Origin of the sequence: Rhizobium jaguaris (assembly GCF_003627755.1) — a bacterium.
GTDB lineage: Bacteria > Pseudomonadota > Alphaproteobacteria > Rhizobiales > Rhizobiaceae > Rhizobium > Rhizobium jaguaris.
On record NZ_CP032695.1, the window covers coordinates 997,535 to 1,010,713 of the forward strand.

At 51.0% G+C, this 13,179-nt stretch carries 10 protein-coding genes; 7 read left to right on the plus strand and 3 right to left on the minus strand.

Translation table 11 applies throughout. The features are described 5' to 3' along the window. The first annotated feature begins 333 nt into the window (after positions 1-333). The 5 genes from CCGE525_RS26955 to CCGE525_RS26975 all read left to right on the plus strand — a co-directional run bounded on the left by CCGE525_RS26955 (position 334) and on the right by CCGE525_RS26975 (position 7,147). Positions 334-2,802 (plus strand): glycosyltransferase, encoded by a 2,469-nt coding sequence (locus tag CCGE525_RS26955; protein WP_120707338.1) that lies wholly within the window; start codon positions 334-336, stop codon positions 2,800-2,802. Positions 2,803-2,804: 2 nt separating this feature from the next. After that, positions 2,805-4,073 carry a class I SAM-dependent methyltransferase gene (locus CCGE525_RS26960; protein ID WP_120707339.1) on the plus strand — a complete coding sequence of 423 codons (1,269 nt, stop codon included), beginning with the start codon at positions 2,805-2,807 and terminating at the stop codon, positions 4,071-4,073. Next, the gene (locus CCGE525_RS26965; RefSeq protein WP_120707340.1) at positions 4,070-5,062 is read left to right on the plus strand and encodes an FkbM family methyltransferase; all 993 of its coding nucleotides are present in this window, start codon (positions 4,070-4,072) and stop codon (positions 5,060-5,062) included. Before CCGE525_RS26960 ends, CCGE525_RS26965 begins: the two co-directional genes overlap by 4 nt. A 71-nt stretch (positions 5,063-5,133) precedes the next feature. After that, entirely contained in the window at positions 5,134-5,832 is a 699-nt protein-coding gene (locus tag CCGE525_RS26970; protein WP_245472313.1) for an FkbM family methyltransferase, read from the plus strand. Positions 5,833-5,902: 70 nt separating this feature from the next. Continuing rightward, positions 5,903-7,147 carry a class I SAM-dependent methyltransferase gene (locus CCGE525_RS26975; protein WP_120707342.1) on the plus strand — a complete coding sequence of 415 codons (1,245 nt, stop codon included), beginning with the start codon at positions 5,903-5,905 and terminating at the stop codon, positions 7,145-7,147. Positions 7,148-7,300: 153 nt separating this feature from the next. Here the strand turns inward: CCGE525_RS26975 and CCGE525_RS26980 are convergent, their stop codons facing one another. Both CCGE525_RS26980 and CCGE525_RS26985 read right to left on the minus strand, forming a co-directional pair. After that, on the minus strand, positions 7,301-8,047 hold the full coding sequence (locus tag CCGE525_RS26980; protein ID WP_120707343.1) for an ABC transporter ATP-binding protein: 747 nt from the start codon (positions 8,045-8,047) through the stop codon (positions 7,301-7,303). A 33-nt stretch (positions 8,048-8,080) separates the two neighbouring features. Beyond that, a complete protein-coding gene (locus CCGE525_RS26985) occupies positions 8,081-8,887 on the minus strand; it encodes an ABC transporter permease (RefSeq protein WP_120707344.1) in 807 nt (268 codons plus the stop codon). Positions 8,888-9,190: 303 nt separating this feature from the next. On the opposite strand from CCGE525_RS26985, the gene CCGE525_RS38505 reads away from it, so the two are divergent. Then, positions 9,191-9,346 (plus strand): hypothetical protein, encoded by a 156-nt coding sequence (locus CCGE525_RS38505; RefSeq protein ID WP_162950321.1) that lies wholly within the window; start codon positions 9,191-9,193, stop codon positions 9,344-9,346. Between the two features lie 201 nt (positions 9,347-9,547). Here CCGE525_RS38505 and CCGE525_RS26995 read toward each other — a convergent pair whose 3' ends face one another. Further along, entirely contained in the window at positions 9,548-10,447 is a 900-nt protein-coding gene (locus CCGE525_RS26995; protein ID WP_120707346.1) for a nucleotidyltransferase and HEPN domain-containing protein, read from the minus strand. 456 nt (positions 10,448-10,903) lie between these two features. On the opposite strand from CCGE525_RS26995, the gene CCGE525_RS27000 reads away from it, so the two are divergent. Continuing rightward, positions 10,904-13,033, plus strand: a complete 2,130-nt coding sequence (locus CCGE525_RS27000) for a site-specific integrase (RefSeq protein WP_120707347.1) — start codon at positions 10,904-10,906, stop codon at positions 13,031-13,033. Positions 13,034-13,179 lie beyond the last annotated feature (146 nt).

Below are 13,179 nucleotides of genomic sequence, written 5' to 3' on the forward strand. Positions count from 1 at the left end.
GACCACCGCTATCCTGCTACACCACCTCGCGGGACGTCATCGAGGCCGGTAAACGATATTACTTCGAGCTACTCATCTCCTGCAGTGCCAACAACGTGATGGGCATCCAAGCACCTTGCATCAAAGGGGAAGGGTAGGTTGCGGATAAGCTCGTCAGATGGGATGCTCCCACACCTTCTTCTCGCCAATCTGCATCGCAACCTTCGTCATTTTCTGGCTGAAATTAACGGGCCCTAACTCTGGACTTCTGTCGGCGCGTTGTCTATGCAATTGCGAGTTTTACGCCGAGAAGGTCTCTGTTAGGTCCGATTGATCCTCTGAAAAGTCGAGTTCATGGTATCCATGGCATCTAGTCCCAATCAGTCTGCATCCAAACGCGTTCTTGTCGACGGTCGAGTTTATTCATCAGGTGCCTTCGACCGTGGAATGGGACGGTATGTCACTCACCTCATTGAGCAAATTGAGAAAGCAGGCTACCAGGTCACTATTCTTCTCTACCGAGATTGTTATCTAACGCCTGACTCCCCACTTTTTTCGCGCTACGGCGTTCGCTTTGCCAATTACTCGCCAGAAGATTCAAACCAGGACTTGGCAAACCGGTCCAAGCGAATGCATGAGTTTACCGCGTATCTGTCGGCGCTTCTTGAGGCAGAGGGGTTCGACTCTTACGTAGATGCAACTCCGTTTCTCGGACCGGCTCGACTCGATATTTTCTCATGCCCTGTCACAGCAGTTTGCTATGATTTTATTCCATTGAGGTATCCTGACTCTTATTTGAACCATGAGTTAGTGAAAACTGAGTACTACAATGGCTTGGCTCGATTATCGAAAGCTGACCATATAGTTTGCATCTCTGAAACGGTTCGCGACGAAGCGATTCGCTATCTTGGGATCCACAGCGAAAGCATCAGCGTTGTGTGTCCCTCGTTAGAAGAGCGTTACTTTTCGCCGATCGCCGCATACGCTCCATCCGTTGGCCAAGGGTATCTCTTCGCAATTCTTGGGTCGCACAAATCCAAAAACCCCAAAGGTTCCGTGGAAATATATGGGCAGCTTTTGCGTTCTCGCGTTATCGACGTTCGATTGAATGCGCCAAAGCAGGATCAATTTGACGCACTGTTCCAAAATCAAAAAGTTCCCGCCGGCGCACAGTTTACCGTCTCCGTGACCGACGAAGAGAAATTTGAGCAGCAATCTGGGGCCAAAGTAATCGGGCATTTGTCACTGGAGGAAGGTTTCGGAATTCCCCTATTGGAGGCTGCATTCCTTGGAAAAAAGATTCTCGCTTTAGACACGCCTATTAATCGGGAGTTGCTGAAAGCGGGTACTGAGGGACGAGACAGCGCTGTATTCTGGCTCCCTCCTCGCAATCAAGTGCTGAATATACAGGCTTTCTTGCAGTTCCTGGAGATGCCAGTCGATCCGCAATTTCATGAATCAATACGAAATGCATTCATTACTCACTGGGCTGCATCATCGGACATAGCGGCAGATGCATTAGGCAAGGCTGCAGTAGCCTTTAAAACCTGGTGGGAAAAAGCCCAAGCCAAGATATTTTCTTCTATTCCCGGCTCGTCGTGCGGCGTTGCAGACTACTCCGTCGCGTACACTAGAAGTGCCACCGGAAACATAGCGTTTTTCTATTCTGAAGGTCAGCAACAGAATATCTCGCACCTTAGGAATGTTCGCGTTTTTACTTACCTCGATTTCAAGCGTTTCACTCGATCAAAACACGCAAAGCTAAAAGGTTTATTCAACTTCGCATTTTCATCCGCGCTAAATCCTGGCATTGAATTAATGCGAACCTCTTCACAATCTGGGGATGTTTTGCTAATTCACGAGCGCCGTTATTTTGATGGGTTGCGCGCGATGCAGCTTGCAACGGGCCAAGTAGAGAGCTTGCTTCTAGATATCACCGGCAACGAGCCCGATGAGAATCGCACAAAACTGGCGATCGATTGCGTTTTCCGCCCAGAGTTCAATAGCCGAAATCAAATTGCAAAGCTGGGGGCCCCAATATCTTCTGGTTGGCTGAGCGAACTGCCTATCCGGGCGGTTTCACACCTTTCCCCTGCTGTAGTAGAACAAATGCGTTTGCAAGAAACTGTCATGCCAGGGTCAGTCATCAACGACTTGCAAGCAATCGAAGAAACGTTTGAGTTTGTCCCGCTCGGAATTGATGATCGTCGAAATCCGGCAGTTGACAGGGCATCTCGGCTACTGCGTGTGCAACGCGGTGTGCAGATGGACGATATCGTCGTTGGCCACCACGGCCTAATATTGAATGACCTTAAGCGGCTCTGGGATGTGGCAAGCGCGATAGTCGCGGCTGCATCACAACGAGAAAAGTTGGCCGCGGACAACCGACGAATTTTCTTCTTCCTTGTCGGGAAGGTCATCGACACAGAACTGTTTGAACGGATTCAACTAGCATTTGCAGGCGTAGGCCTCGGAGGTAGGCTAATTCATAGCAATCCCGCGTATGAAGACGACTTCGACGCCGAGATCGCCGCGTGTGACGCCGTTGCATGTTTTAGAACGCAGACCCGTGGTCAGCTTTCGCATGTGTTTGTGCGAGCGTTATCGTTGGGCACCCCCGTACTTGTTAACGAACGCAGCGGTTACGGTTATGATCCACGCACCACCATTCGAGAAGATGATGTTACAAATGGTATTTTTGCTGCATTGGATCGCCTAGCCGATCCAGGGCAATTGGCCGACATGCGTAAGTCCGCCAGACAGCACTATGAATCACATCATCGCGGTGACGCAAGTCTAAAGAAAATCCTTCGCGAAAGTTAAAAATGGTCCACTTACCGTACACGAAAATCATAGACATCGCGGATTTTAGCAATCCACTTCTGTTGCCGCATTTGGAGGATATTGCGCGAGGGGAAATGCTTCGTTTTGGGCTGGACAAGCCCGAGATTGTTCCCGACTCAAAGCAGTGGGAATGCGCCATGATGCTGCGCACACTGAGTGATCATGGTGTGCTACGGCCAGGCGCGGTGCTTGCTGGAGTCGGTGCAGGAACAGAAGAAACGACCTTTGCTATTGCCGCGAAAGGTTGTGTGGTCTTCCCAACTGACCGCTATCTTGAAACTACACCTTGGTCGGATGTGGCGCCCGCTGGCATGATGGTCAGGCCCAATCAGTTTTCGCAATTTGATTGTCCGCGCGGTTCTATTATCCCAGTGCATTCCGACGCGCGAGTGCTGTCTCTTCCGTCGAATTTTTTCGATGGAGTTTATTCAGCCGGTTCGATTGAACATTTCGGCTCGATTGAAGCGGTGGCTGCCGCGGCGGAAGAAATAGGTAGAATACTAAAGCCTGGAGGCATCGCGGTTCTAAGCACGGAGTTTAGACTGGACGGTCCCGTTGACAAACAATGGTTTAGCGATGACTGTATCTTGTTTACTCCCGCCCTCCTCCAAGAGCACATCATTGAATCGTCCGGCTTGGAGGTGATCGGCACCCCCGTATACACGACTTCTCAAGACACGTATGACAGTCGCGTTGTTCTTATTGAATTTCTTCAAAAAGCCAAATCGATGACGTCACTGTCAGACAAAAAAAATGCATATCCGAATCTGGTGCTTTATCACGACGGCTATCTTTTTTGCTCGGTTCATCTGGCACTTAGGAAGCCCATCAGTGCAGTCTCGCGCCAGAACACACGCTCAGTAGTGTTCGAGAACCTAGTGAACGAAGAAGCAGCGCGAGCCGGTGCCATTTTGACGAGGCAAATCTCCGAGTGGACGCAAGCCTACTCGAAACGAGATAGCAGTAGTAGCAGCCTGGCTATCAACGAGCATAGCGCACATGCCGCCTTGGCCGAACATGCGAACCGATACAAGATTGAATTGGCCGCGCAGGCGAACCGATACGAGATTGAATTGGCTGCTATTCGCGGCTCTCGCTCTTTCCGCTTTACGAAACCGCTAAGATACGCGACCACAATTGCCCGTCGCGTCCCGATCGTCGTGGCAACAGCCCGATTGGGTTTAAGGGGTTACAGAGCGATTAGAGGTCTGGTTTCGGGTGACAAATACCGCTCAGGTGGTACTTCATGACGTTTATCTCATTTGCGCAGAACTTTGAAGACATTATGCTTTGGCGCGCTTTAAAGCACGTAGATACTGGTTTTTATATCGATGTTGGCGCGGCCGATCCCGACGAAGGTTCTGTGACCAAGGCCTTTTATGATCGCGGTTGGCACGGCATAAATATTGAACCTGAACCAGATTACGCAAGTTCGCTAAGAGCAAGTCGCCCGCGGGACATCAATCTGGAAGTAGCGGTTGGAGAGCGCGAAGGGAAAGCAATCTTTCACCGAATTGCTGGTACAGGCCTATCCACTTTCTATGAAGAAACAGCGTCAAAACATCAGGGAGCCGGCTATCCGAAGTCGGAGGCAGTAGAGATAGATGTCACGACAATCGACGCCATATGGCGCCAGCACGACTTAGATACCGTTCACTTTTTGAAAATTGATGTTGAGGGCGCCGAACGAGAAGTGGTTTTGGGAGCTAATCTAAAGGTGCACCGCCCGTGGATAGTTATCGTAGAGGCAACGCTTCCCTTCTCTGGAGAACGAAACTCCAGCCACTTTCAGAAATTGGTGATAGACAGCGGTTACAAGCTTCGCTGGTTTGACGGGCTAAATGAGTGGTACATCGCCGTAGAACATGATCAAGCTCTGAAAGACTCATTTCTCCTGCCACCAAACTTCTTCGATAATTTTGTGATGTCTAACTATTTGGCGCAAGCGGGCAGAGCCGATGCAGCGGAGGCGCAGCTTGGGCGTGTGTCTCAGATGTGGGAGGCCGCTCAAAGGCGGCTATACGACTCTGAACAATTACACGAAAAGCTGAGAGCGGAAATGCTCGCCGCAGAAGCCCAACTTGAGCATGTCTCTCAGACGTGCGAGAGCCTAAGAGCAGAAATGCTCGCCGAAGGAGCTCGGGCCATGGTCGCGGAGCAGCGGTTGGCAGCGATACTCGACAGCAACTCCTGGAAGGTCACCGCGCCTTTACGCTGGTGGCGGTCCAAATATCAGTAGGTCTACTTGGTCCTATCATGGGAGGCGGCACTATGTTGCGAAGAGTATACAAGCGGTTCTTCGGGAAGCGATTGAGTGACGTCTCAGAGCATAACGCACCGAGCGTTCGCTTACCGGTTGAGGGTGACGTCGATTTAGTCGTCCGCGATAGTTTTTTCGCTGATCCCGACTATCGAGGGATTGTGGTCGAGGTTGGAGGCGCAAAGCCAGATTATCTCTCGATAAGCGCAAGCTTTCGGCGCGCAGGCTGGCAAAGCTTGGCGATTGAACCAAATCCAAAATTCTGTGAACTCCATCGACAACAGGGCTCAGAGGTCCTTGAGCTTGCTTGTGGGGAAACGGACCAAGATGACGTTCCGTTTTTTGTAGTCGAGTCCTCTAGCACCTATCTTGGCGAGAACGTGACCAATGAAAGTTTCTCCTCGCTAGGTATCAGAGGGCGTTTTGCAGATCTTATGGGTACCGTATCTGCAACAACGACTGAAATTAAAGTGCAAGTGCGTCGCCTAGACACGATCTTTGCAGAACGCGGCATCGATCAAAGCGCGGTTGATATCCTTTGCATCGATGTGGAAGGATGGGAACTCGAAGTCCTTTCTGGATTGAGTGATCAGAAGATCGGACCGCGGATATTGATCATCGAAAATCTGTTTGGCGAAGATCGCTACCAAACAAATATCGCATCACGTGGCTACGTCTTATGGAAGACAATAGAGCCAAACGAGATTTATGTGCGATCGGATATCGTCGAATCAAATAACCAAGCGTAGTTGGATGGCTTTGAAAAGCTGGTTAGGCTGACAACGCACATCTCTACACTGTCAAGAAAGGAAGCCAATTTTGGTCCAGGCACGTTACAACGCGATTAGTAAATGCAGAGTTGGCGGCAAAGAGGATCTCGTTTCAGTTCTGAATCTGGGCGTCCAAGCACTAACAGGTGTATTTCCAGGATCTCCGGACGAAGAAGTGACGATGGGGCCTTTAGAGCTCGTTTGGTCACCTTCGAGTGGTTTGTTGCAGCTGAAGCATTCTTATGATCCGACAGAAATGTACGGAGATAACTATGGATATAGGTCGGGCCTCAACCAATCAATGGTCGATCACTTAACAAACAAGGTTCGTTATCTTGAAAGAATGGTCGCACCCAAGAGTGGAGATGTTGTTCTCGATATCGGTAGCAACGATTGCACAACATTGAAAGCCTATGGCACGCCGGGATTGGCTAGAATCGGCATCGATCCCACGGGAACGAAATTCTCTAGCTACTACCCTGCGGACATTAAGCTTGTTCCCGACTTTTTCTCTGCTGATGCATTTAGGTCGGTAAGTCGTAAGTCTGCTAAAATAGTAACTTCGATTGCCATGTTCTACGATCTAGAAGATCCGATTGAATTTGCGCGTCAAGTTGCAGAGGTTCTCGCGCCCGAAGGTATTTGGCATTTTGAGCAGAGCTACATGCCATCAATGCTTCGGACAAATTCCTACGACACAATATGTCATGAGCACATCGAATATTATTCCCTTGGGGTAATGAAGAAAATCCTCGATGCTGCCGGTCTCAAGCTAGTAGACGTCATCATGAATAATATTAACGGCGGAAGTTTTGCGGTTACTGCGACTCACAAGAGCAACAATAGTCTGAACATCAATTCGCCTGTTATCGATTGGCTTTTAGCTCAGGAAGATTCTATGGGGCTTGGAACGCCTAAGCCGTTTCGAGATTTCGAAGAGCGTGTATTCAGACACAAAACAGATTTGTCAAATCTGCTTCAGCGCCTCGTCGCCGACGGCAAAAAAGTGCTAGGATATGGCGCCTCAACCAAAGGAAATGTTCTCCTTCAATTTTGTGGTCTGTCGACCGCCGAGATACCTGCGATTGCCGAAGTAAACGTGGACAAATTCGGCCGATTCACACCCGGCACACATATTCCGATAATTTCGGAGGCCGAAGCCCGAGCAATGCGCCCAGATTACTTTTTAGTACTCCCCTGGCATTTTAAGGATGGGATTATCCGTCGCGAAAGAGAATACTTAGCAGGCGGCGGCAAGTTCATATTCCCCTTCCCAGAGATCGAAATAATCTGATTTGGGGCCGGGACGTCGGTCACGAGGAGCGACGTCCCTTGCCACCATTCAGTGACCCAGCGGGCGCGGCAGAACGGTGAAACCCTTTGTATAGTAGCTTGTCGGTAATGCTTGACGACTTCAACCACCGACTGACCGAGCCGTCTCCGAAATTCATAAATGCCCGAAATAAGCGTTGGCGACAGTTTCGGCGTCACCGTCCATTTTGACTTTTCCGTGTTCAAGCCAGAGTATGCGAGAGCAGTTCTTAACCAGTAACTCTTTCGAATGGCTCGCAATAATCAGTATCTTGGTTTGGTTGACAAGTTGATGAAGGCGTTCGTTTGCCTTAGTTTGGAAACCCTCGTCCCCAGCCGCCAACCATTCATCCATAATCAGTATTTCGGGTTCAATTACCGTCGAGATAGAAAACGCTAGTCGAAGCTGCATGCCAGTAGAATAGGTTCTTACAGGCATGCTTAGGAAATTGCCCAATTCGGAGAACTCCTCAATCTCGGCTTGTTTCGCGGCCATCTCTTTTGCTGAAAACCCCAACAGTGCTCCGCGAATGCGAATGTTTTCTCGCCCAGTAGCTTCGGGATCTATTCCAAGCGAAATGTTGATTAGCGACGTGCATTTGCCGTTAATCGCTATGCGACCGACCGTGGGATGGTAAACGCCACTCATAACTCTTAAAAGCGTGGTCTTGCCGGAGCCGTTATGACCCAAAAGGCCAAGACGCTCGCCTTCGTTGAGGTTGACGTTAATATTATCCAAGCCCCGAATAACGACAACGCCATCAGAGTTCGAACCTATCGTCCCGCCAGTTGCCAAGGACATGACTTGGCTCTTCAGCGATCTACTTTTCGCATTGTAAATCGGGAAATCTACGGTGACATTTTCGAGTATCAGTGACGACATGTTAACCTTCGAGAACGTATTCAAAAATCGAAACTAGAGCCAGTAGGTGACGCGGGAACGATAGCGGTCGAGAAACAACAATGCTGCCGCCCAACCAACGATTGCCATGCCTATTACGACACCCCAGTTGAGAAGCGTTCCGGTACCCCCGAGGAGGGGCTCTCGTATCACACTTATCAAGTGATAGAACGGATTGAAATCCAGCATCAAAGCCGACCTATCGGACGGCAATTGATGTGGTTGCCACATTATAGGTGTTACATATAGTCCTACTTGCATGATGTTTTGAATAATTTGCGTCAAATCACGATATCGCGTGCAGATTACAGAAAGGATGATCATCATCCACAGCAGATTGACCGAAACCAAAACAAAAGCCGGAATAACGAGAAGCGCCTCGAAGTTAACAAATTTTCCAAAGGTTAGTAACACGATAGGAAAAATGACCATATTATGGAATAATATTATAGAATTTCTCCACCAGGTGCGTAATATATATGTGAAGAAAGGCAGCGGGAGCTGCAGCATTGTTTCGGAGTTGGAGATAAAACTGGTGCAGCCCTCGTTTATAAGCGAAGAATAGTATCCCCACACTACAATCCCCACGCATATAAATGGCAGGAATTCCGACATGGGAGTTCGAAAAATCGTTCCGAAGATCAATCCGAGGGCGCCGATCAAAACGCCCATGTTGATGGTCAACCAGAATGCACCAATATTCGAACGCCGGTAGCGTTGTGCTACATCTTGCCAACCTAGGAGCGCGGCCAATCGGAAGTTGATGACTGATCGGATAACATCCTTCCAAGCGGTTATTCGCTGCGCATTCGATGAGGCCATTTGTAATTTTATCTTTCGTGTGGACTTATCATGATCTGAATTGCCTGTGGCTATAGACTCATTCTCTCCCGGGTTCAACGCACAGCGCATTGGATCGATCGTTGCGGCGGCGGCATCGTCTCGGCCGAAGCCGCATCAACACCGACGGTCGGCGCGAGCGTCAAGGTTGGCGCCACTGAAGCCGAACCGATGTGGTTGGAGTTTTTGCGCCGGGCACGCCGATGCCCTGGAGTTATTAAGTTCATTATTTGCGAAGCTCGCGAAGGCCTTAAAGCCGCTGTTGTTCACTTCGTGAGGAACGTGATGGAGCATGCGGGCAGGACCGGTTGGCGTGTTGTCCTCGCCTTCGTCGCCACGGCCTTTGCCCAGGACATGCCGCAAGGCGCGAGCCAGCTATGGCGCAACGTCAAAGGTGCCGAAGTCCACCGCTCATGGATCAAGGGTAACCGCTTACGATAAAGCGACGCATGGAAGTCGTCGGCTCTTTCCCAATGACGAGTGCCATCAACCGTTCTGTCGGTGGTCACTTGGTTGGTTATCTGGAGAATTCGTTATGCATCGAAATAGGTATCTCAATGCTCATCAACAATCCGTCGGTGAATGAAGTACTGGCCTTGCTCAGAAGTCTGCCGGACGGAGACTTCTCGCTTTGCCAAAGGCTTAAAGTCTCTTTCGAAGGTTATCGAGATATTCTTCGCAAATGGTCTTCACCAGTTGCTGCAGCTCGGAGGTGCGCTTGCCGAGCCAGAGCAGCGCTTCGTCGCTGATCTCGAAATGCGGAGAATAGCGGGCTTTCACATAGGCTTCGTTGATGGTGTTGAACCAGGCGATGTACCGTTGTCGCTCCTTTGGCCAGATTTCCACGAGCCGCTGGTCGCGGCCTTCTGCCAACGTCCTCAGATGATTGAGGTTGTGTGAGGCAGGGCTGTAGCTGGTCAGGGTCAGCAGCAGCGTCGAATAGGCTTGCTCAATGGCCTGATGAAGCAAGAAGGCTGCCTCGTCCGGATCGCCTTCTTTTGTGTAAAATTGAGCGCCTTTTAGAAATTTTTGAGTTCTCTGAAATCTTTCAAAATGTTCGTAGGCAACGCGGTATTCATCCATGGCTGAAAGCGGTTTGGGTTCGACCAGCTCTTCGTCGTCGAGTTCGTAGAGCACGATGCCATCACGTCGGATGTCCCGGAAGAAATAATTGCCCTCCTTCAGTGCCGTGTTGACCTCGCGGCGCGAATGCACGATCAGGCTGACCGGCGTCTTGATAGTGCGGTCATGGGGAAAACGCGTCGCCGCCTTGTGCCAGTAAAGCGCAAAGTCGGTAAGCTTGCGATTGTTGACAATGATCAGCAGATCGTAATCGGAGCGATAGCCCTTGCCGGTCAGGTCCTCGACCCAGTCGCCACGGGCATAGGAGCCGAACAGGATGATCTTGAGGATGCGCCCCTTCTTCTTGAAGTCGGCCGTGCCTTCCTTCAGCGCATCCTCGAACTCCTCATGCACGATTTCGACGATACGCGACAGTTCGCGTTGCTTGCGTTCCGGCAGATGGTCGAGGCTGGATTTCATGGAAAGCTGAAACCTTTCTGAAGCACCTGTTTAGACACGAAACGGTTGCAAAAAGCCAGTCCCGCGCAACAAGACTATCAATTTTCGTCTAAACGCAGATGCTTCGGCGACATTTTGCTGGCGTTGAGGATGAAGATTTGTCCGCTCGCGATTGTCGCGTTTTAATCGCTGTTTGATGATCCATCATGAGTCATTTTCGGGTGGGTCGCTAAGCCTGATGATGTGCCGGACTTATGGTACGCTCGGGCTCGTGCAGGTTCTTGCATGAGATGCCGCAGCGAAGGGAAAGACCGCAAATATTCGCTGCGCGTCGAAGATATTCGGCTCCGAATTCATCCGCACCGTGCGCCCGCTCGGTTACGTGTCGGATTACGCTGATGTCGGTCGAAGGGCTTGGACCGTTGTTTAGGTACAACACCTCGCAATACCGAAAACATCGCCGCTTTGGAAAGCAAAATGGAAAAAGTTCCGTATTTGACCAGTCGAAACGGGCGTTTCTTTGCAAGGGTGAAGATACCGAGGCGATTGCGCTACCGCCACTTTGCCGGCGCTGCCGAGTTGAAGCGGGCTTTGGGCGGTGATCGAGATGAGGCGATAAAACGTTTGCCCGCCGTTCTCGACGAAATGCGCGAAAAAATCCGATTGGCGCGGCAGAGTGACGCCACAGAAGACGGACTGGGAAAAGTTCCCTACTTGCTCAATCGAGAGGGGCGCTTCTTTGCAAGGGTGAAGATACCGAAGTCTTTGCGCTATCAACATTTTGCTGGAGCAACCGAACTGCGGCGAGCTCTGGGTGCGGACAGGGACGAGGCGATAAGGCGCCTTCCCGCTGTTCTCGATGAATGGCGAATAGAAATCAAACTGGCGCGGCAGCGCCTCGCCGAATGTCCGCCACCTCCGGGCGTTCACAATCCGAAACCCATTGCCCAGATTATCGCACGCGACTATCTGGCCCATCTCCAGGCGGATGAGGAATCGCGCACCCATACACTGTCGGAATGGGACGATGCGGCTTTTGACGACGGCACTGAAAAGATCCCTAATTTGCTCCAGCAGAAGGGACGCTTTTACGCAAGGATCAAGATACCGTTGTATTTGCGGGACGATCATTTTGGTGGGGCATGCGAGCTCAGACTGCCTCTGGGCGGCGACCGAAAACGCGCAATTAGGCTTCTGCCATCAGTCCTCGAAGAGCTGCGCGGAAAGATTGATCTGGTTCGGCACGGTGGAGACGGGGCGTTGGGACCAGGCGGCGCTCGCCACCCCAAGTCTTTGGCTTCCATCGTCGCTGCCGACTATTTGGTGCAGATCAAAGCGGATCTTGAATTGCGGGGTGGTGCAATCCTGCAGTCGGATGGCGCTGCCGCTCTCGACAAAGAACTTTGGTTGCGCGGCTATGTGGGCCATCTAAACGATGAGGTACTACAGCGCCTAGTTGGCAATCGGATCGAAATTGCCAGGCGTCAAGGTTGGCATGTCTGCGAATTTGGTTCGCTCGAATGGCGAAATCTCGCGCGAGGCCTTTGTATTTCGAGTTATGAGGTCATGGCGCGGCAGGACGAGCGCAATCGGAATAATTTCGACGGAAAACCGGATCATCCCCTCTTGAAGAAAGGTATTGCCAGGGTCCTCAGAACAGGAAGGGCACCGACGAGAACCTTGACCTTTGACCAGATTATAGACGCCGAAATCAAATATAGCCGCATGGGGCGCGATCCTCGTCCCCTGGCTACCTATACGGTGGACAAATATCGCTTTCATGCACAGGAATTCGCAATATTCCGCAACTCGGAGAATGCCCTCACCGTAACTGCCAAGGAAGCGATTCTGTGGCGTCATCAGTTATTATCGACAAAGTCGCTAGCCAATTCAACGGTGAAGCAGAAGATCCAGAATATCAAGACGATACTTAATTGGGCTCGCTATCATGAGCCCGGTGTCGTTTTCCCGCACGGCAATCCGTTGGCGGGGGTCAGGCCCCCGCGGTCAATTCGCCAGCCTTCCTATCTCAAAACCTACACACTTGACGAGGCGAAGATAATCTTGCGTGCGGCGCGCCTTGAAAGCGAACCCATTTTTCGGTGGATACCGTTCTTGTGCGCCTACTCCGGCATGAGGATCGGGGAGGCCGCTTTCCTCGAAAGGGAGGATTTTTTTCAGCACCTCGATCGATGGTATTGGCAGATTTCAAACCTGAGGGGCCGTTCGCTTAAGACCGCATCCAGTGAGCGGCGTATACCCGTTCATCCAGCGCTGACCGCAGAAGGATTTATGGATTTTGTTTTCTCGGTCAAGAAGGGGCCATTATTCTACAAGAGACGCAGCAATGCGTATAGGATCCGGCCCTCGCTGGCTTCGTGGGTTCGATTACTGATTCCCTATTTGCACCGCCCGAATCTTCTGCCGAACCATGGATGGCGGCATCTGTTTGAGGACTTGTGCCGTCGCGATCTGATGAACGAGGATGCGCGGGCCTATATCCTCGGACGTAGCGTCGGCGCGAGCAGAGAGCTCTACGGACGCTCAGATATCATGCTGCCCGGATTGGCGGCGGCAATGGATCAGATCAGGCCCTTCGAGATATGAGAAGGGGGCGATGATTTCACCTGCCGAACACGCAATTCGTTGGCTGTCATCCCTCCGACCTTAGCCTTTTGCGCGCTCGAAGCTTGGTCGAATACGAGTGTTGATTGGCAAGATTCGTCCATTTGTGGTCGCTGGCACAGAACAGT